Below are 19,600 nucleotides of genomic sequence, written 5' to 3'. Positions count from 1 at the left end.
CGCCCGCTCGGTGCGTGGTACGGCGGTCGGTCAGGCCTCGGTGCCCTCGGCCTCGTCCTCCGCCCGGGACCGGCGCTCGTTCGCGACCGGGCCGTTCGTCACCTCGTACTCGCGGGGGTCGGCGAGGTGCGACGGCACCCAGCCGGTGCCCAGTCGGGTCCGCCGGGCGTTGGCGATTCCACCGGTGTACGCGTGATTACCCGTCACTGTCTTCCCCCTTACGGATCGCGGGCCGCTCTGCCCGCTCGGGACGAGTCTCCCGGTCGACGGCTCAGGAAACCGTAATGTGGATCACTCGATCAGCGGAAGTCACGGGACGCGGGACGCACCGGTGGATCAATGGCGTCCAACCGGTCGGCGACCAGGTTGGTCACCCCCTCGTGCCGTTGCAGCCGCCCCCGTACCACAAGCGCGGCGCTGGTCCGGGCCACCCGCCGGTAGCGCTGCCACAGCCCCGGCGAGCAGGTGACGTTGAGCATCCCCGTCTCGTCCTCCAGGTTGAGGAAGGTGACCCCGCCCGCGGTCGCCGGACGTTGCCGGTGGGTGACGATGCCACCGACCCGGATCCGTTGCCCCGGCTCCACCCGCCCCAACCGGGCGATCGGCACCGCGCCGAGCACGTCGAGCTGCCCCCTGATGAACCGGGCCGGGTGGCTCTCCGGCGACAGCCCGGTGGCCCACACGTCGGCCACCAGCCGGTCCACCGCCTCCATTCCGGGCAACGTGGGCGCCGCCGCGCCGGTCACCGTGCCGGGCAGCCGGCCCGGCCGGTCCTGGGCCGCCGCGCCGGCGGCCCAGAGCGCCTCCCGCCGGGTCAGCCCGAAACAGGAGAAGGCGTCCGCGGTGGCCAGCGCCTCCAGCTGCGCGGCGGTGAGACCGACCCGCCGGACCAGATCAGGCATGTCCCGGTACGGCCCACCGGAGTCCCGGTCGGCCGCGATCCGCTCGGCCACGTCGGCGCCGAGGGTACGCACGCTGGACAGCCCCAGCCGGACCGCCGGGCCGCCCAGCCCCCAGGCGTGCGGTGGCTCACCCGGCCCGCTGCCCCACCGGGTGTCCGCTGTGGATTCCAGCACCGCCGACGCCCCGCTGGCGTTGATGTCCGGGCGACGGACCTCCACCCCGTGCCGGCGGGCGTCGTCGACAAGGGTCTGCGGCGAGTAGAAACCCATCGGCTGGGCGTTGAGCAGCGCGGCCAGGAACGGCGCCGGGTGGTAGCGCTTGAGCCAGGAGCTTGCGTAGACCAGGTAGGCGAAGCTCATCGCGTGGCTCTCCGGGAAGCCGTAGCTGGCGAACGCGGTGAGCTTGCGGTAGACGTCGTCGGCCAGCTCACCGGTGATGCCCCGCTCGGCCATCCCGGCGTAGAGCCGGTCGGCGATGCGGGTCATCCGCTCGACCGACCGTTTGGCGCCCATCGCCCGGCGCAACTGGTCGGCCTCGGCCGCGTCGAAGCCGGCCAGGTCGATGGCGAGCTGCATCAGCTGCTCCTGGAACAGCGGCACACCAAGGGTCTTCTCCAGGGCGTTGCGCATCAACGGGTGCGCGAACGTCACCTCCTCCTGGCCGTTCTTGCGCCTGATGAACGGGTGCACCGAACCGCCCTGGATCGGGCCGGGCCGGATCAACGCCACCTCCACCACCAGGTCGTAGAACTCGCGGGGCTTGAGCCGGGGCAGGGTGGCCATCTGGGCGCGGCTCTCCACCTGGAACACCCCCACCGAGTCGGCCCGGCAGAGCATGTCGTAGACCTCCGGGTCGTCCAGGGTCATGTCACCCAGGTCGAGGCTCTCGCCGATCATGTCGTAGCCGTAGTGCAGGGCGGAGAGCATGCCGAGCCCGAGCAGGTCGAACTTGACCAGGCCGACAGCCGCGCAGTCGTCCTTGTCCCACTGGAGCACGCTGCGCCCGGGCATCCGCCCCCACTCCACCGGGCAGACCTCGATCACCGGCCGGTCGCAGATCACCATGCCGCCGGAGTGGATGCCCAGGTGCCGGGGGAACGTCTGCAACTCGTTGGCGTACTCCACCACCTGCTCCGGGATGCCCTCGACGTCGACAGTGGCCACCGAACCCCACCTGTCGATCTGCTTGCTCCAGGCGTCCTGCTGACCGGGTGAGAAACCGAACGCCTTGGCCACGTCCCGCACCGCCGACCGGGGCCGGTAGGAGATGACGTTGGCGACCTGGGCGGCGTGCTCCCGGCCGTAGCGGGTGTAGACGTGCTGGATCACCTCCTCCCGGCGGTCGGACTCGATGTCCACGTCGATGTCCGGTGGGCCGTCCCGCTCCGGGGCGAGGAACCTCTCGAACAGCAGCCGGTGCCGGACCGCGTCCACGTTGGTGATACGCAGCGCGTAGCAGACCGCCGAGTTGGCCGCCGAGCCCCGGCCCTGGCAGTAGATGTCCTGCTCGCGGCAGAACGCGACGATGTCGTAGACCACCAGGAAGTAGCCGGGGAAGCCCAACTCCTCGATCATGTTCAGTTCGTGGTCGAGCTGCGCGTACGCCGTCGGGTGCGCCTGCGGCGGCCCGTAGCGTTCCCGCGCGCCGTCGGCGGTCAGCTTGCGCAGCCAGCTCATCTCGGTGTGCCCCGGCGGCACCGGGTACGCCGGCAACCGCGGCGCGACAAGTTGCAGGTCGAAGGCCAACTCGGCGCCGAACTCGGCGGCCCGCGCCACAGCACCCGGGTACGCGGCGAACCGGGCCGCCATCTCCGCGCCGCTGCGCAGGTGGGCGGTGGCCGCCGCGGGCAGCCAGCCGTCGATCTCGTCCAGGCTGCGGCGGGCCCGGACGGCGGCGACGGTGGTGGCCAGCCGACGCCGGCCGGGGCTGGCGTAGTGCACGTTGTTGCTGGCCACCGTCGGTAACCCGGCAGCGGCGGCCAGCTCGGCGAGCGCGTCGTTGCGGTCGGCGTCGACGGGATGCCCGTGGTCGGTCAGCTCCACCGCCACCGTCTCCGCGCCGAAGAGCGCGGTCAGCCGGTCCAGCTCGCGGGCCGCCGCGTCCACCCCCTCGGTGAGCAGCGCCCCCGGCACGTGCCCCTTGCGGCAGCCGGTCAACACCAGCACGTGGTCGCGCAGCTCGGCGGCGACCTCCTCCAGCTCCCCGTAGACCGGGCGGCCCTTCTCCCCGCCGCGGAGCTGGGCGCGGGCGATGGTGGTGGCCAGCCGGGCGTACCCCTCATGGCCGTGCGCGAGCACCAGCAGGTGCGCGCCGTGCGGGTCGGGTTCGCCGTTCTGTGGGCCGGGCAGCCCGAGGGACAGCTCGGCGCCGAAGATGGTCGGCAGGCCCAGCGTGCGGGCCGCCTCGGCGAACCGGACCACCCCGTAGAAGCCGTCATGGTCGGTGACGGCGAGCGCGGTGAGCCCCAGCCGGGCCGCCTCCTCGGCCAGCTCCTCCGGGTGGCTGGCGCCGTCGAGGAAGCTGAAGTTGGTGTGCGCGTGCAGCTCCGCGTAGGGCACCACGCCGTCCGGGCGGGTCAGCGCCGGCGGCTCGTACTGCTGGCGCTTACGGCTCCACGCCGGGGAGTCACCCCCGTCGGCGTCCACGGCGAGCGGGTCCACCACGTGCAGGTGCCGCTCGCCCCGGCTCCCCCGCTTGTCGTCGCCCCGACCGGAGAGCACCCGCTCCAGCTCCGACCAGGGCATATTCGGGTTGTGGAAGCTCATCGAGCCGCCCTCGGGACGGGCCGGACCCCGACGGCCGGAGCCGCCGGCGAGCGACATGCCGGAGAGTCACACATGTGCCCGACGGTCATGTCGCTCGTCGGGACATCCGGCTCCGAACTGGAAAGCACCGACTCAGTCATAGATCGCCTCCACCAGCCACTGCCCCGCCTCGACGGCCAGCAGCAGAGCGGCGCCACCGGCCAGGCTGACCTGGAACCGGGCCCGACGGCGGGCCTCGGCCGGCGCCCACCAGCGCTCGTCCACCGGCCACGGGCCAGCCCAGCCCACGATCTCCGTCGGCTGGCCGGCACCGACCACCAACCGGGCAGGTGGTGCGCTCACCGCCAACCGCGCGCTGATCACCACCGGCTCACCGGCGGCGTCGTGCACCGTCGCCGCGAGCGGGCTGGGCAGCACCACCGCCGGCGCGGGCGCCGGTAGCCGGCCCGGCCACGGCGGAACCGCTCCGCCACCGCGGTCCGCGGACCGACCGGCACCGGCGACCCGGTCGGCACCGCCGGTGATCGGCTCGCCGGGCAGCGGTGCGGGGCCGGGGCGGGCCGGGAGGCGTTCGTCGCCCCACGGCACCAGTCGCACCTGGTCGGCCGGGGAGCGACCACCGCCGAGCACCGCGGTGACCACCGCCTCCGGGCCGAGGATGCCCTGCACCCGGCTCAACGCCCGGTGAGCCCGTTCCCGCTCCTCGCCGGCCTCCCCCCACAGGCCGGCCTGTAGACCGGCCTGGGCGATCACCCCGTCCGGGACCAACCGCAACCGGATGATGCCGGCCGTCGGCCGGGCCGGGCGGGCGCCGGTACGGCCACTGCTGCCGGAGAGCCAACCGTCGAGCTGCCAGCGCACCCGGTCGGCGATGGCCGCGGCGGTGAGCAGGCCATCGTGGCGCCACACCCGGTGCAGCTCCTGACCGTGCTCGGTGACCGCCTCGATGCCGAGCCGGGTGCAGGCCAGCCCGTGCCCGGCCAGCCCCTCGTGCAGCTGCTCGGCCAGCGCGCGGGCCGCGAACGCGGCCGCGTCGACCCGGTCGATCGGTTCGTCGTACCCGGCGGTCACCGTCAGGTCGGTAGGTGGCTGCCGGACGGCAAGCGGACGGTGGTCGCGCCCGGCCGCGAGCCGGTGGGCCAGCGCTCCGTCGAACCCGAACCGGGCCAACACGTCGCCGGCCGGCAACGCGGCGAAGTCGCCGAGGGTACGCACTCCCAGCCGACGCAGCAGGTCGGCCAACGCCGACCGGCCGAGCGCCTCGACCGGCAACCCGGCCAGGAACTCCGGTGTCCCGCCCGGTGCCACCACCCGGCCGGCGCGGGCGGCCAACCCGGCGGCGAACACCCCGTCGGCGATGCCTACCTGGCTCTCCACCAGGCACGACTGGGCGACGTGCTCGATGATCCGCTCGGCGGCCGCCTCCTCGCCGCCGAGGTAACGGCCCGGCCCGCGGGCGGCCACCGCGCAGGCACCCGGACGGACCACCTCCACGCCGGCGACCAGCTCCTCCGCCGCGACGACCACCGGCTCGAACGCCCGCGCATCCCGGCCCGGGTCGTACTCCACCACTGTGAGTTGCGGGCAGCGACCCTGCGCCTCCCGCTTGCGCAGACCTCGGCGTACCCCCTCGGCCCGGGCCCGCTCGGAGCAGGCGACCACCCGGTTGGCGTGCAGCACGGCGACCGGCCCGGTCGCCGGCACCCCGTCGACGATCTCGGCGGCGAGCACCGGCCAGTCCGGGCACCACAACAGCAGGGTGCGTGGCGGCGTACCGGTCACCCCCGACCGACCAGGGCAAGCGGTGCGGCAGGTCGGCCCACGGTCGGGCGCACCGGGCCGGGAATGACCCGGGTCAGCTCGTCACCCGGGAGCCAGACCTTGATCTCCTTGGGTCGGGCCGCCGCCCCGCGCCCGCGCGCCGAGACGGTGACCTCCCGGCGACGCAGCCGCCCCCGGCCCTGCCCGAGCCCCTCCCACACTCCCCGGACCACCCGCAGTGTCACGTCCGCGCCGTCCCACCGGCCGTACGGGACGAGCACGCTGCCGCGCTGCCGGGCCCGGGCGGCCAACCGGGTGGCGACCGAGGCGGAGACCGTGGCCGGCACTGTGGTGACCACGACGTCCACCCCGTCGATCAGTGCGGCGACCACTGTGGCCCACTCGGGGCCGGGATTGGGCACCAGGGCCAACCGGTCCAGGGCGATGCCCAGCTCAGCGGCCGCACCCGCACCGAACGTCGGCACACCGACCACGGCGCACCACGATCCGGCCCGGGACGCCTCGGCGAGCAGGGCCAGCATCAACGAGGTGCCGCCGCTGCGCTGGGGTTGGCCGGCGGCAACGGCGATGGTGCTCCCCCGACGCAGGCCCCGGTTGGGCAGCAGACCGGTCAGCTCGGGCGCCACCGGCAGCACCCGATGACCACCGACCGGGTCGGGTGCGCTCGCCGGGCGCACCAGATCGGCAAGTGCGGCGGAACCGACCACCATGCGGCCCGCCATTGGACCAACCCCCCGTCGTTACTGCTGCTGCTGTGGATCACATTCCGGACCGGCTCGCCGTGCCACCGGCCGCCCGGCTCCCCCCGCGGGACGGCCGGTGGCACGGCGGGATCAGGCGGCGCGGCCGTCCAGCGTCGGTTGGTGGGCCACGCCGAGCGCGGCCTCCACCACCGTGACGAACTGTTCGGCGGCGCGGAGCAGGTCGTCGGCCTCCCGGGCGCTGACCACCCGGGGAATGCCCGCCTCGGCGGCGGCGCGCTTGCTGGCCCCGGCGGCGAAGAAGCGGGACCACTCGTCGAGCTCCGGCGCCACGGCGCAGAGGAGGACCCAGACGCTGGTGATCCGGTTGCGACGACTCGGCGCGGGCCGGGCCCGGGCGGCGAGCAGGGCAGCCGCCGCCCGCAGCGCCGCCAGGTGGGCAGCCGCGTAACGCAGGCCGTCGGGTCGGGTCTGGCCGGCCTCGACCAGCCCACGGCGGGCCAACGTGAGGAGTTGGACGGGGGTGCGGTGCGGCAGCACGTGCGCCGGCACCGTCGGTGCCTGAGCCGGGTTGGTCGGCATGGATGTCTCTCCTCCACGTGGCCGAGGCGTCACTGCGGCGGCTGATGCCACCGACGAGACGCCGAGGTCGGGTGGTGCGGAGGAAGACGCACCGGGTGTGGCCGGCCGGGTGTGGACGCTTCCCCACACCACACCCGGCCGGCGTACCGGCGGGTGCGTCGCCCGCTGCCCGGGGGTCGTGGGCGGCGGGCGACGCTCCTGCCTGTCGGGACCAGGCTCGCGACTGCCCGGAAACCCAGGTGCGGCCCGCGGCGCCGCACCGCCCGGAGTTGGCGCCGCGAAACGCCGCACTCCGGCTGGTTGGAACGGACGTTCGAGGCAATCGAACACTCGTTCTAACTGCTGCTGACAGTACACCTCCCCGCCGACGAAAATGCAACGTGTGACCCGCCCGACCGGGGACGCGCTCCCGCCGCGCGGGTAACTGCCGGCCGGCTGAACCGCGCACCAGCGGACCGGGAAGAATGGCGGGATGCAGCCACACCCGAACGTACGGGCGGTGCAGGACGCGCTCACCGCCGCCGGCACGCTCGACGGCACCGGTGCGCCAAGCACGATCCGCCTGCTGCCCGACGCGGTGCCCACCGCGGCAGCCGCCGCCGAGGCACTCGATGTCGAGGTCGGCCAGATCGCCAACTCGTTGATCTTCATCGCGGACGACGCGCCGCTGCTCGTGCTCACCTCCGGCGCGCACCGGGTGGACACCGCCGGCCTGGCCGCGTCGATCGGGGTCACCCGGCTGCGCCGGGCCACCCCGGAGTTCGTCCGGACGCACACCGGGCAGCCGATCGGCGGAGTCGCCCCGCTCGGGCACCCGCACCCGCTGCGCACCCTGGTGGACACGGCACTGGCGACGTACCCCGAGATCTGGGCCGCGGGCGGCGTACCGCAGGCGGTCTTCCCGACCACCTACGCCGAGCTGCTGCGGGTCACCGCCGGCAGCCCGGCCGAGGTGGCGTGAGCGAGCGGACCAGCGGGGACAGCGGCGAGGCGCTCGCACCGCCGCCGCGCGGTGACGCGAGCGCCGTACCGGAGCTGGTCACGCTGCACGTCTGGCGGACCTCCCCCGGCGCGCTGCCCCGGGCGCTGACCCGGATGGCGGTGGATCCACGCCGGCTGCGTGCCCTTCCGGGCGTCCGGTTCGGCAAGCTGCTGGGCACCGGGACCGGCACCGGCTTCGGCCCCGGCGACGCCGACCTGACCCGGTGGGCGGCGCTCACCGTCTGGGACTCCCCCGCCGCTGCGGCCGGCTTCGACGACTCGCCGGTCGGCCGCGCCTGGGCCGGCATCGCCCGCGCCCGGGCCCGGATCGACCTGCGCCCGCTGACCAGCCGGGGCGAGTGGTCCGGCCAGCTGCCGTTCGGCGACCCGGCCGGCGGTCGGGTCACCGGCCCGGTGCTGGCGCTGACCCGGGCCCGGTTGCGGGTCCGCCGGGCGGCCACCTTCTGGCGGGCGGTCCCCCCGGTGGCCGCCGCCCTGCGCGACGCGCCCGGCCTGCTGGCCCGGTTCGGGGTCGGGGAGGCACCGCTGGGTTGGCAGGGCACGGTGAGCGTGTGGCGTGACCCGACAGACCTGGTGGCGTTCGCGTACCGTCACCCGGAGCATCGGGCGGCGATCATGCGAACCCCCATCGCGGGCTGGTACGCCGAGGAGCTGTTCGCCCGGTTCGAGGTGCGCGACGTGGTCGGTGACCGGTCGGTGCTCGGATGGGCCGCCGACGGTGGTCCGGAAACGGTGAAGGGTGGACGGGCATGAGGTTGGTGCGCTGGACGTCGGACGATCTCGTCCGGCGGCTGGACGACGTGGTGGCCGTCTACGGCGAGGCGATGGGATACCGCACCGACCTGCTGGAGGCCCGGCGCGGCTACATCGCCACCCACGTCCGCCGGCCGGGTTTCCGGGCGGTCGCCAGTCTGACCAGCGAGGGTCACCTCGCCGGCTTCGGCTACGGCTATCTGGGCGCCGCCGGTCAGTGGTGGCACGACCAGGTGCACCGGGCGCTGGACGCCCCGACCCGCCAGCGCTGGCTCACCCACTGCTTCGAGGTGGTCGAGTTGCACGTACGGCCACCGGCCCAGGGGCACGGTCTGGGCACCGGCCAACTGCGCGCGCTGCTCGGCATGGCCGAGGGCGACACCACGCTGTTGTCCACCCCGGAGGCCGACGAGCAGACCTCGCGGGCCTGGCGGTTGTACCGGCGCTTCGGCTTCGTCGACGTGCTGCGCAACTTCCACTTCCCCGGTGACGAACGACCGTTCGGCGTACTCGGTCGGGACCTGCCGCTCGAGCCACCGGCGTCATGACCCGACGGATCTCCTGGACGCTGCTCGCCGTCCTGGTGCTCGCCCAGATCTGCTACCCGCTCACCACCGGTGCCACCAGGGCCGGGCTCACCGTGGCCACAGTCGTGCTCGGGTGGCTGCTCTCGGTGGGTCACGCGCTGCTCAGCCGGGGCCCGCGGGTCGCGGCGGCGCTGGTGGCGGTGGCCACCGGCGGTGGGTTCGCGATCGAGGCGATCGGGGTGGCCACCGGTGTGCCGTTCGGCAGCTACGACTACTCCGGCGAGCTGGGTCCCAAACTGGCCGGCGTGCCGCTGATCATTCCGCTGGCCTGGACCTGGATGGCCTGGCCGGCCTGGCTGGCGGCGGTCCGGCTCACCGGCGGCGCGTCGCAGGCCGACGACGACGCGAACAGCAGCGGCGCGACGAACGGCGGCGGCGCCTCGCGGACCGGCCGCGGTGGGTCGGCGGCCGGGCTGTGGGTACGACGGATCGCGCTGGCCACCGTGGGGTTGGCCGCCTGGGACCTCTTCCTCGACCCGCAGATGGTGGCCGAGGGCTACTGGCGGTGGCGCGACGTCACCGCCGCACTGCCCGGCCTGGCCGGCATTCCGGTGAGCAACTACCTGGGCTGGCTGCTCTTCGCGGTGCTGATGATGAGCGCCCTGCGTCCGCTGGCCGGGCCGGCCGCCGCGCACACCGACCGGCGGGACGCCCCGATGGTCGCGCTCTACCTGTGGACGTACTTCTCCAGCATCCTGGCCCACGCGGTCTTCCTCGACCTGCCCGCGTCGGCGCTCTGGGGGGCCGCCGGCATGTCGGTGACCGCCGTCCCGCTGGCGGTGACCCTGGTGCGGGCCCGCCGGGGTCGGGACTCCCGCCGGGAGGACCACCAGCCGCACCGCCCCGGCGTCGACGCGACCCGATGACCGTCCTGCTCGCCCTGCTGATCGCCGTCGCCGCGCTGACCGGGCACACCTGGCTCAACGCCGCCGGATGGCTGCGGCGGCCCACCGACCGACCCGACGAGGTCGACGAGCCGGTCGCCGTGCTGCTGCCGCTGCGCGACGAGGCCGCCCGGGTCACGCCCTGCCTGCGCGCCCTGCTCGCCCAACGCGGTGTGCCGGGGCTGCGGATCGTGGTCCTCGACGACGGGTCGACCGACGGCACCGCCGACGTGGTCCGCGCGGTGGCCGGCGACGACCCCCGGGTCACGCTGCTCACCGGGGTCGCCCCACCGCCGGGCTGGTTGGGCAAACCGCACGCCTGCTGGCAGTTGGCCACCCGGGCCGACCCGGACGCCACAGCGCTGGTCTTCGTCGACGCCGACGTGGTGCTCGCCCCGCACGCGGTAGCGGCGGCCGTCACCGAGCTGCGCGCCGCCCGCGTGACGCTGCTGTCGCCGTACCCCCGGATCGTGGTGGCGACGGCGGCCGACCGGCTGGTGCAGCCGCTGCTGCAGTGGCTCTGGTTGACGTTCCTGCCGCTGCGCGCGATGGAACGCTCGGCGCGGCCGTCACTGGCCGCGGCGGGCGGGCAGTTCCTGGCGCTGGACCGGGCCGGCTACACCACCGCGGGTGGGCACGCCGCGGTCGCCGACAAGATCCTGGAGGACGTCGAGCTGGCCCGGGCGGTCAAGCGGGCCGGTGGGCGGATCGCCCTGGCCGACGGCTCGCGCCTGGCCACCTGCCGGATGTACGACGACTGGCCGCAACTGCGCGACGGGTACTCGAAGTCGCTCTGGGCGTCGTTCGGGCACCCGGGCGCGGCGGCGGCAGTGGTGGCGGCGCTGCTGCTGCTCTACACCGCCCCGCCGCTGATCGCGCTGGCCGGTCTGGTGGCCGGCGCGCCGGGGGTGGCCGCAGTGGGCCTGGCCGGCTACCTGCTCGGGGTGGCCGGGCGGGTGCTCACCGCGCGGGCGACCGGCGGCCGGTGGTGGCCCGACGCGCTCGCACACCCCGTGTCGGTCGTGGTCCTCGGTTGGTTGACCCTGCGGTCGTACCATCTGCGGAAGCGACGCCGCCTGACCTGGCGGGGCCGTCCGGTCAGCTAGGGAGGGCGCGGCATGGCGCGGATCGTGGTCGTCGGCGCCGGGGTGGGTGGCCTCGCCACCGCCGCCCGGCTGGCCGCCACCGGGCACCAGGTGACCGTCTTCGAGGCCGCCGACACTGTCGGTGGCAAGCTCGGTCGGTACGCGCACGACACCCCGGCCGGCCCGTTCCACTTCGACACCGGGCCGAGCCTGCTCACCCTGCCCCAGGTCTTCCACGACCTGTTCGAGGCGACCGGGGCGAAGCTCGACGAATACCTGGACCTGGTCGCGCTGGACCCGATCGTCCGGCACGTCTTCCCCGGCGGCGGCCCGACCCTTGACTCGTGCGCCGACCCGGTGGAGTTCACCTCCCGGATCGGGGCCGCCCTCGGTGACCGGGCGGCGGCCGACTGGCAGCGGCTGTGGCGTCGCGCCGAACGGGTGTGGCGGGCCTCCGAGCGCGACATTCTGCGCCGTACCGTCGACTCACCCCGCGACCTCGCGTCGCTGGCCTGGCGGCTCGGCGACCTGGCCGCCATCGCCCCGGGTCGCACCCTGCGCGGCCTGGGCCGCGGGCACCTGTCCGACCCGCGGCTGCGGATGCTGCTGGACCGGTACGCCACCTACACCGGCGCCGACCCGCGCCGGGCGCCGGCGGCGCTTGTCGCCGTCCCCTACGCCGAGCTGGCCTTCGGTGGCTGGTATCTGCGCGGCGGGCTGGGCACCCTCGCCGACGCGCTGCTGACCCGCTGCCTGGACCTCGGCGTGGTGGTGCAGACCGACGCCACTGTCACCCGGATCGACGCCACCGGTGGCCGGGTGCACGGGGTACGCCTCGCCGGTGTCACCGCGCCGGTGCCCGCCGACGTGGTGGTGGCCAACGTGGACGCGCTGACCGTCTACCGTGACCTGCTGCCGCACCCGGGTCGGCTGGCCGGGCTCACCGACCGCAGCCTCGCCGGTTTCGTGCTGCTGCTCGGTGTCTCCGGCAGCACCGGGCTGGCCCACCACAACGTCTTCTTCCCGGACGACTACGACGCGGAGTTCGACGCGGTCTTCGGAAACCCCGGCCGCGGCGTACGGGCCCGGCCGGCGGTCGACCCGACGGTGTTCGTCACAGTGGCCGACGACCCGATGGTCCGTCCGGCCGGACACGAGGCGTGGTTCGTGCTGGTGAACGCACCCCGCCACGGCAGTGCGGCGGGTGCTGTCGACTGGCGACGTCCGGGGCTCGCCGACGCGTACGCCGACCGGATCCTGGAGGTGCTGGCGCGGCGCGGCGTGGACGTACGCGACCGGCTGCTGTTCCGCGAGGTGCGCACCCCCGCCGACCTGGGCGCGGCGACCGGCGCACCCGGTGGTTCGATCTACGGCACCGCCGGTGGGTTGCTCCGCCCCGCCAACCGGGGCCCGGCGCACGGGTTGTGGCTGGTGGGCGGCTCCACCCATCCGGGCGGCGGCCTGCCGATGGTGACCCTGTCCGCGCAGATCGTCGCCGACGAGATCGGCCCGGCCTGGTAGCGCGCCGGCCGCTCAGCCGGCGACGGTTTCTGCGCGGCGGCCGCTGGCCCGGCCGCTCAGCCGGCGTCGAGCAGGGCCCGCCGGATGCTGGAGAGCAGTTGCCCGAGGCCGAAGCCGGCCAGCAGCACCCACACCGCGGTGGCCATGGTGATGGTGCCGGCGGCCAGGTCCGTCTCGATCAGCCCGGCCAAGCCGGCGACCACCAGGCCCGCCAGCGCCACCGAGACCCGGGTGGGGCGCTCCCCGACGGTGACCGCGCCGATGTCGCGCATGCCGGCGGCGACCGCCCGGGCCCGGACGTACTCGTGCAGCCAGGACAGCGCGCCGCCCGCGACGACAAGCGCGCCCGGCGCGCCGACCAGCCAGAACGCCAGCAGCCAGGCCACCTCACCGAGCCGGTCGGCGACCGAGTCGTAGACGTAGCCGAGCCGGGTGGTGCGGCCGGTGGCGACCGCCACCGCCCCGTCGACGCTGTCCGCGACAGCGGCGAGCAGCACGAACAACGCGCCGAGGAACGGCCCGTCGCCGGGCCGGGTGACGAGCAGCGGTACGCAGAAACAGAGCAGCACCCCGGCCACGGTGACCGCGGTGGGGCTGACCCGCAGCCGCCCCAGCACGTACCCCACGTGGTACGCGAACCGCAGCCAGGCGCGGACCACCGGGGCTGCGGCCCGCGGGTCGAACCCGCCGTGCAACCGCGCCCATGCCGTGGCGTACTGGTCCCAGTTCAGCTGTGTGCCCACCACGGATCAACCGTCGTGCCGGGCATCAGGTGTCGCAGGACCAGCATTCACACCCGCGCGCCGACCTTCAGGTTCTGCCAGACCTCGCGGGTCGCTGTGGACCGGTTGAGGGTGATGAAGTGGATGCCCGGCACACCCTCGTCCAGCAGTCGGCGGCTCATCTCGCTGGCCTGCTCGACACCGAGCTGGCGGACGGCCTCCGGGTCGTCGGCGACGCGTTCGAAGCGGGCCGCCAGCGCCGGCGGGAAGGGCGCACCGGACAGCTGCACGGACCGCTCGATAGTGCCGATCTGGGTCACCGGCATCACCCCGGCCAGGATCGGGGTGTCGCAGCCGGCGGCGGCCACCCGGTCCCGCAACCGCAGGTAGTCGTCGGCGTCGAAGAACATCTGCGTGATCGCGAACTCGGCCCCGGCCCGGCACTTGCGGACGAAGTGCGCGGTGTCGCTCGCCACATCGGGTGAGCGGGGGTGCTTGTACGGGAAGGCCGCCACGCCCACGCTGAAGTCACCGGCGTCACGGACCAGGCGGACCAGGTCCTCGGCGTAGTCGACGCCCTCGGGGTGCCGGACCCACTCGCCGCCCGGATTGCCCGGCGGGTCACCGCGCACCGCGAGCAGGTTACGCACCCCCACCCCGGCGAGCCGGCCGATCACGTGCCGCAGCTCGGCCACGGAGTGGTTGACGGCGGTCAGGTGGGCCATCGGCAGCAGGGTGGTGTCGGTGGCGATCCGCTCGGTCACCGCCACTGTGGTGTCCCGGGTCGAACCGCCCGCACCGTACGTGATCGACACGAACGACGGGCGCAACGACTCCAACTCGCGGATGGCCTGCCAGAGCAGCGTCTCCCCCGCCTCGGTCTTGGGCGGGAAGAACTCGAACGAGAAGGTCGGCTGGCGCTCACGGATGAGCTCCCCGATCGCCGGCTGGGGATTGGGGAGTACCGAGGGAAGACCGAGCGCCACGACCCGACTCTAGCGGGCGACACCACAGCGGCCCAGACGCTTTCCACCTCGCGGTCCCCTCCCGCACCGTCCGTCGGGTCCGGCGGGCGGACGGCGTCGTACCCCGGAGGTAGAACTGGGTGGCGTGGGAGGGGCGGCGGGGGCGGCGCCCAGGTCCCGCGTGGGGGTCAGCTACCCGCGGTGACGCCGGTCCCGTCCGATCGGGGCGGGTGGGTCGTCACCGCGCCGACGCCCGCCAGGAGGACCGATGACCCCGCCCCGATCGCCGCGCCCGGCGCAGCTCGGCCCGCTGCTGGCCCGGTGCCGGCTGGCCCGTGGCTGGAGCCAGCAGCGCGCCGCCGCCGAGTTGTGCGCCGCGGCCGGGGTGCCGACATTGAGCCGACACGAGGTGTCCCGGTGGGAACGACAGCGTCGGGTTCCCGGCGCGTTCTGGCTCGGCTGGCTCGCCGTGGTCCTGGACGTGCCGCTGGTGACGCTCACCGAGGCCGCCGCGGGCGCCCGCCGGACCGGCGCGACGCGTACCGCCCCCGGGTCGGGCCGCCCGGCGACGCCCGGTACGCGACCGGCGGGGCGCAGCGGCCCTGGTCGCACCGACGGGACTATGCGTGGCGGTACGGCACGGACCACGGCGACCCGCTAGCGTCGGTGCGTGACCCACGCTGCTCCCGTATCTCCCGTCGACCGTGCCGGCCTACGGCAGCGGGTCGACAAAGCCCTCAGCGAGTTCCTGACCGGCCAACGGGTGCGGCTCGCCGCCGTCGATGACGCCCTGGCTCCGGTGGCCGAGGCGATCGAGGCTTTCGTGCTCGGGGGCGGCAAGCGGCTGCGACCGGCATTCGCGTACTGGGGCTTCCGGGGCGCGGGTGGGCTCGACGGCGACCAGGTGCTCACCGCCCTGGCCGCGCTGGAGTTCGTCCAGGCCAGCGCCCTGATCCACGACGACCTGATGGACCGCTCCGACACCCGACGCGGCGAGCCCGCGGTGCACCGGCGGTTCGCCGCACGGCACCGGGAGGCCGGCTGGGGTGGTGACCCGGACGGCTTCGGCGACGCCGCCGCCATCCTGCTCGGCGACCTGTGCCTGGTCTGGTCCGACGAGTTGCTGCACTCCGCGGGGCTGGACCTGTGGTCGTTGGCGCGGGCCCGGCCGGTCTTCGACGAGATGCGCACCGAGGTCACCGTCGGACAGTACCTCGACGTGCTGACGCAGGCCACCGGCGACACCTCGGTGGAACGGGCCAGCAAGGTCGCCCGGTACAAGTCGGCGAAGTACACGGTCGAGCGTCCACTGCTGCTCGGTGCCGCGCTGGCCGACGCGACGGCCGACGTACGGGCGGCCTACTCGGCGTACGGGCTGCCGCTGGGTGAGGCGTTCCAACTTCGCGACGACGTGCTCGGTGTCTTCGGTGACCCGGGGCTGACCGGCAAGCCGGCCGGGGACGACCTGCGCGAGGGCAAGCGCACCTACCTGGTGGCGGCGGCCGTGGAGACCACCGACGAAGCCGGCCGCGAGCTGCTGCTCAGCCAACTCGGCAATCCGGAACTGGACGAGCGGGGCGTGGCTCGGCTCCGCGAGCTGATCACGGCGAGCGGGGCGTTGGCCCGCACCGAGCAGCGGATCGTGACGCTCACCGACGCCGCGCTCGCGGCGCTGACCGCTGTCGATCTCGACACCGAGGCCCGCCAAGCCCTGGTGGACCTGGCCATAGCCGCAACCCGCCGCTCCGACTAACCCCCGCTCCCCTCCCCCACCCCCACCCCCACCCCCTCCCACCCCCCTTTCCCCGCGTCGATCATGAAGTTATTGCCACTCGCATCGGCGTGTCGTGACAACAACTTCATGATCGACGAACAGAGGGTGGGGGGCGGGGGCAGGGGGGTTGGGGTTAGAAGGCTTGGGCTTGGGCTCGTCGTTTTACCTCGCGGGCCTGGTCGCCGGAGAGGGCGGAGGCCGGAGTGCCACCGGGGAGGGTGCCGTCCGGCTCGTACAGCCAGCGCAGGGCGGCCTCGTCGTCGTAGCCGTTGTCGGCGAGCAGGTTGAGCACGCCGGGCAGGTGCTTGAGCACTGTCTGGTTGGCGACCAGGTCCGCCGGGATCCGGCGCACGCCGTCGCGGCGGACCGCCAGCAACTCCCGGTCGCGGATCATCTGGTGCACCTTGCTGATCGACACGTCGAGGCGCTCGGCGACGTCGGGCAGGGTCAGCCAATCGGCCGGGTCGGCGGGTCCGGCGAGCTCCAGGCTGGGCGCGGCCTGGTCGGGTACGGGTTCGGTCACCCGACCACCCTGCCACGCCACAGTGGCGACGGGCCACCGGCACCCCGTACGACCGGGCGGAGCCCACTCTCCTGAGCGCCGCGACCTGCGGATCAGGCAGCGGCGAGCGCAGCGGGGCGGACCCGTTCGGCGTCCGGCTGTAGCATCCGGTTCAACCTTCACCCCCTGGACACATAGACTCCCTGCCGATGGACACTCAGGTCGCCGACACGTTGCTTGGCTCGCTTATCGACGGGCGCTACCGCATTCGCGGTCGCGTGGCCCGTGGTGGCATGGCGACCGTGTACACCGCCACCGACGAACGCCTCGAGCGCACCGTCGCTGTCAAGATCATTCATCCGACCCAGGCCCCCGAGGCCAGGGCCCGGATCGCCAACTTCGTGGCCCGGTTCACCGACGAGGCGAAAACCATCGCCCGGCTGACCCACCCGAACGTGGTGGCGGTCTACGACCAGGGCACGCACGCCGGTCTGCCGTACCTGGTGATGGAGTACGTGCGCGGCCGTACGCTGCGCGACGTGCTGGCCGAGCGACGCCGGCTCAACCCGGACGAGGCGCTGGCCATCACCGAGCAGATGCTCGCCGCGATCGCCGCCGCGCACCGGTCCGGGCTGGTGCACCGCGACGTCAAGCCGGAGAACGTGCTGGTCGCCGAGGCCCCCACCGGCGGGGTCGCCAATCTGGTCGACAGCGTCGTCAAGGTGGCCGACTTCGGGTTGGCCCGGGCGGTCGAGGCGAGCGCCGACGAGGAACAGGGCAACCAGCTGATGGCCACCGTGGCGTACGTCGCCCCGGAGTTGGTCACCGAGGGCCGTGCCGATCCCCGCACCGACGTCTACTCGGCCGGCATCGTGCTGTTCGAGATGCTTGTCGGCCGGGTGCCCTACGACGGGGACCGCCCGGTGGACGTCGCCTGGCAGCACGTCGACCGGGACGTGCCGGCACCCTCGACGCTGGTGCCCGGCCTACCGTCGGTCCTCGACGACCTGGTGCAACGCGCCACTCGGCGTGATCCCAACGCGCGGCCCGCCGACGCCGGCGCACTGCTGGCCGAGGTGCAGATCGCCCGGGATCGGCTGGGTGACGCCAACAGCCACACCGCGGTGCTCCGCCCGGTGAGCGGCGAGCCACTCGCCCAGCCGACCATGATGGTCGCGACCGTCCGCCCGGCCGACCGTCCGGCCTGGGCGCGGCTGCCCGAGGGCGCCAGCCAGGGGCCGGGTCGGCGACGGGCCGTTCCGGAACCCGCGGCGGCGGGGCTGCTGTCCCGGCTCGCGGCGCTGCGCGGCACGCTGCTGGCGAGCCCGCGCGGCCGGCTGGCCGTCGCGGCGGTGGTGGTGACGCTGGGCCTGGTGGCCGCGATCGGGGGTTGGTGGTTCGGCGTCGGCCGTTACACGGACGCCCCGCAGCTGGTGAGCCTGAGCAAGGCCGAGGCGCAGGCGCGGGCCGACCGCGCCGGGCTCACCCTGAAGTACGGCGAGCCACGCTTCGACGAGCAGGCCCCGAAGGACAGCGTGTTGGGGCAGAGCCCGGCGTCCACCACCAAGATCGTCAAGGGTGGCACGATCACCCTGACCCTCTCCCTCGGCCCGGAACGCTTCCCCGTCCCGGACGTGATCGGCAAGGAGTTCGAGCTCGCCGAGGCGGACCTGGCGAACGTGAAGCTGGTGGTCGCGAAGGGCGCCGCCCGCTACGACGACAACCTGCCGGCCGGAGTCGTGCTGGACACCTCCCCCAAGGTGGGCACCGAGGTCAAACCCGGCGCGAAGATCACCCTCATTCTGAGCCGGGGCCGGGCACCGGTGACGGTGCCGAACCTGGTCGGTAAGAACCTCAACGAGGCGCGGGCCGCGCTGGCCCAGCTCAACCTGGTGCTTGCGGAGACCTACAAGGACTCCGACAAACCCAGGGATGAGATCCTTGGCCAGAGCCCGGCCGACGGCGCCGGCGTGGAGAAGGGCACCCAGGTCAAGGTGGACGTCAGCAAGGGCCCGGCCGCGGTCGTCGTACCCCGGGTGATCGACCTGCCGTGCCAGCAGGCCAAGCAGGCGTTGGAGAGTCAGGGCTTCCCGGTGACGGTCGCGGTCAACCCGAACGCCGTAGTCCGGATCCAGATCCCGGGCGAGAATTCGCAGGTGCCGCCGGGCACCCCGGTCACCCTCACGTGCTTCTGATGTCGGCGGCCACCTCGCGTCCGGTGGGCGCGCACACACCGACCTCGGGTGGGCTGGCCAAGGCCGCCCTGCCGTACGCCGACGCGACAGGCGCCCAGGTGATCCAGGTCTACGTCTCCAACTCCCGGGGCTGGGCGCTGCCCAACGGTGACCCCGGGCAGGACGCCCTGTTCCGCGACGGGTGCGCCGAGCGGGGCATCCCGGCGTTCATCCACGCCTCGCTGCTGGTCAACCTCGGCTCGCCCACCCCGGCGACCGTCGAGAAGTCGGCGCAGACCCTGGCCCACGCCCTCCGTCGGGGCGTCGCGACCGGCGCGCGGGCGGTGGTGTTCCACGCCGGCAGTGCGGTGGACGAAGGGTACGCCGAGACGGCGATGCGACAGGTCCGCCGGGAGTTGCTGCCGCTGCTCGACTGGGCCGCCGATGCCGGCGGGCCGATGCTGCTTGTCGAGCCGAGCGCCGGTGGCGGCCGGTCACTGGCGTCCCGGGTGGAGCAGCTCGGGCCGTACCTGGACGCGGTGGACCGGCACCCCATGCTCGGGGTCTGCTTCGACACCTGCCACGCCTGGGCCGCCGGCCACGACCTGGCGGCCGAGGGCGGCATGACGGCGACGCTTGACACCCTGGTGGCCACTGTCGGCGCGGACCGGCTGCGGCTGATCCACGCCAACGACTCGAAGGATCTGTGCGGCTCCACCCGGGATCGGCACGAGAACATCGGCAAGGGCACCATCGGTGAGCCCGCCTTCGCCGAGCTGATGGCCCACCCCGCCACCGCGGGCGTCCCGATCGTGGTGGAGACCCCGAGCGAGAAGCAGCTGGGCCACGCCGCCGACATCGCCACCCTGACCCGCCTCACCCCACCCGCCTGACCGCC

18 protein-coding genes are annotated in these 19,600 nt (G+C 74.2%); 10 read left to right on the top strand and 8 right to left on the bottom strand.

What is annotated here, in order from left to right; genetic code table 11:
* Positions 1-30: 30 nt before the first annotated feature.
* The 5 genes from AB0B86_RS18330 to AB0B86_RS18310 all read right to left on the bottom strand — a co-directional run bounded on the left by AB0B86_RS18330 (position 31) and on the right by AB0B86_RS18310 (position 6,733).
* Positions 31-207, bottom strand: a complete 177-nt coding sequence (locus AB0B86_RS18330) for a hypothetical protein (RefSeq protein WP_167492956.1) — start codon at positions 205-207, stop codon at positions 31-33.
* Between the two features lie 92 nt (positions 208-299).
* Positions 300-3,668 (bottom strand): error-prone DNA polymerase, encoded by a 3,369-nt coding sequence (locus tag AB0B86_RS18325; protein ID WP_357418754.1) that lies wholly within the window; start codon positions 3,666-3,668, stop codon positions 300-302.
* A 132-nt stretch (positions 3,669-3,800) separates the two neighbouring features.
* The gene (locus AB0B86_RS18320) at positions 3,801-5,450 is read right to left on the bottom strand and encodes a DNA polymerase Y family protein (RefSeq protein WP_357408429.1); all 1,650 of its coding nucleotides are present in this window, start codon (positions 5,448-5,450) and stop codon (positions 3,801-3,803) included.
* Complete coding sequence (locus AB0B86_RS18315) at positions 5,447-6,172, bottom strand: hypothetical protein (RefSeq protein WP_357408427.1); 726 nt, start codon at positions 6,170-6,172, stop codon at positions 5,447-5,449. Before AB0B86_RS18315 ends, AB0B86_RS18320 begins: the two co-directional genes overlap by 4 nt.
* Before the next feature lie 111 nt (positions 6,173-6,283).
* Positions 6,284-6,733, bottom strand: coding sequence for an SAV_6107 family HEPN domain-containing protein (locus AB0B86_RS18310; RefSeq protein ID WP_357408425.1), 450 nt, complete (start codon positions 6,731-6,733; stop codon positions 6,284-6,286).
* Between the two features lie 472 nt (positions 6,734-7,205).
* Here AB0B86_RS18310 and AB0B86_RS18305 point away from each other — a divergent pair, with 472 nt between their 5' ends.
* The 6 genes from AB0B86_RS18305 (at position 7,206) to crtI (ending at position 12,565) form a co-directional block, all read left to right on the top strand.
* The gene (locus tag AB0B86_RS18305; protein ID WP_357408423.1) at positions 7,206-7,694 is read left to right on the top strand and encodes a YbaK/EbsC family protein; all 489 of its coding nucleotides are present in this window, start codon (positions 7,206-7,208) and stop codon (positions 7,692-7,694) included.
* A gap of 74 nt (positions 7,695-7,768) precedes the next feature.
* Positions 7,769-8,488: a monooxygenase gene (locus tag AB0B86_RS18300; protein ID WP_357408573.1), complete on the top strand. Its 720-nt coding sequence runs from the start codon at positions 7,769-7,771 to the stop codon at positions 8,486-8,488.
* A complete protein-coding gene (locus tag AB0B86_RS18295; RefSeq protein WP_357408421.1) occupies positions 8,485-9,036 on the top strand; it encodes a GNAT family N-acetyltransferase in 552 nt (183 codons plus the stop codon). Before AB0B86_RS18300 ends, AB0B86_RS18295 begins: the two co-directional genes overlap by 4 nt.
* Entirely contained in the window at positions 9,033-9,941 is a 909-nt protein-coding gene (locus AB0B86_RS18290) for a carotenoid biosynthesis protein (RefSeq protein ID WP_357418698.1), read from the top strand. Before AB0B86_RS18295 ends, AB0B86_RS18290 begins: the two co-directional genes overlap by 4 nt.
* A complete protein-coding gene (locus tag AB0B86_RS18285) occupies positions 9,938-11,065 on the top strand; it encodes a glycosyltransferase (protein ID WP_357408417.1) in 1,128 nt (375 codons plus the stop codon). The genes AB0B86_RS18290 and AB0B86_RS18285 overlap by 4 nt, the downstream gene beginning before the upstream one ends.
* A gap of 12 nt (positions 11,066-11,077) precedes the next feature.
* Positions 11,078-12,565, top strand: a complete 1,488-nt coding sequence (gene crtI / locus AB0B86_RS18280; RefSeq protein ID WP_357408415.1) for a phytoene desaturase family protein — start codon at positions 11,078-11,080, stop codon at positions 12,563-12,565.
* A 56-nt stretch (positions 12,566-12,621) separates the two neighbouring features.
* On the opposite strand, the gene AB0B86_RS18275 is transcribed toward crtI, so the two are convergent.
* Together AB0B86_RS18275 and metF are read right to left on the bottom strand one after the other, a co-directional pair.
* The gene (locus AB0B86_RS18275; RefSeq protein ID WP_357408413.1) at positions 12,622-13,311 is read right to left on the bottom strand and encodes a CDP-alcohol phosphatidyltransferase family protein; all 690 of its coding nucleotides are present in this window, start codon (positions 13,309-13,311) and stop codon (positions 12,622-12,624) included.
* 44 nt (positions 13,312-13,355) lie between these two features.
* Entirely contained in the window at positions 13,356-14,273 is a 918-nt protein-coding gene (gene metF, locus AB0B86_RS18270) for a methylenetetrahydrofolate reductase [NAD(P)H] (RefSeq protein WP_357408411.1), read from the bottom strand.
* Positions 14,274-14,520: 247 nt separating this feature from the next.
* Here metF and AB0B86_RS18265 point away from each other — a divergent pair, with 247 nt between their 5' ends.
* Both AB0B86_RS18265 and AB0B86_RS18260 read left to right on the top strand, forming a co-directional pair.
* Positions 14,521-14,913 (top strand): helix-turn-helix domain-containing protein, encoded by a 393-nt coding sequence (locus AB0B86_RS18265; RefSeq protein WP_357408409.1) that lies wholly within the window; start codon positions 14,521-14,523, stop codon positions 14,911-14,913.
* 9 nt (positions 14,914-14,922) lie between these two features.
* The gene (locus AB0B86_RS18260) at positions 14,923-16,005 is read left to right on the top strand and encodes a polyprenyl synthetase family protein (protein WP_357408407.1); all 1,083 of its coding nucleotides are present in this window, start codon (positions 14,923-14,925) and stop codon (positions 16,003-16,005) included.
* Positions 16,006-16,159: 154 nt separating this feature from the next.
* On the opposite strand, the gene AB0B86_RS18255 is transcribed toward AB0B86_RS18260, so the two are convergent.
* A complete protein-coding gene (locus AB0B86_RS18255; protein WP_357418695.1) occupies positions 16,160-16,549 on the bottom strand; it encodes an Rv2175c family DNA-binding protein in 390 nt (129 codons plus the stop codon).
* Between the two features lie 188 nt (positions 16,550-16,737).
* Here AB0B86_RS18255 and pknB point away from each other — a divergent pair, with 188 nt between their 5' ends.
* Together pknB and AB0B86_RS18245 are read left to right on the top strand one after the other, a co-directional pair.
* Positions 16,738-18,723 (top strand): Stk1 family PASTA domain-containing Ser/Thr kinase, encoded by a 1,986-nt coding sequence (pknB, locus tag AB0B86_RS18250; protein ID WP_357408403.1) that lies wholly within the window; start codon positions 16,738-16,740, stop codon positions 18,721-18,723.
* On the top strand, positions 18,723-19,595 hold the full coding sequence (locus tag AB0B86_RS18245) for a deoxyribonuclease IV (protein ID WP_357408401.1): 873 nt from the start codon (positions 18,723-18,725) through the stop codon (positions 19,593-19,595). The genes pknB and AB0B86_RS18245 overlap by 1 nt, the downstream gene beginning before the upstream one ends.
* The last annotated feature ends 5 nt before the right edge of the window (positions 19,596-19,600 follow it).

The organism is Micromonospora sp. NPDC049047 (assembly GCF_040649135.1).
GTDB lineage: Bacteria > Actinomycetota > Actinomycetes > Mycobacteriales > Micromonosporaceae > Micromonospora.
The sequence above is the reverse complement of the archived record's forward strand: the minus strand, read 5'-3'. Positions and strand labels throughout refer to the sequence as shown.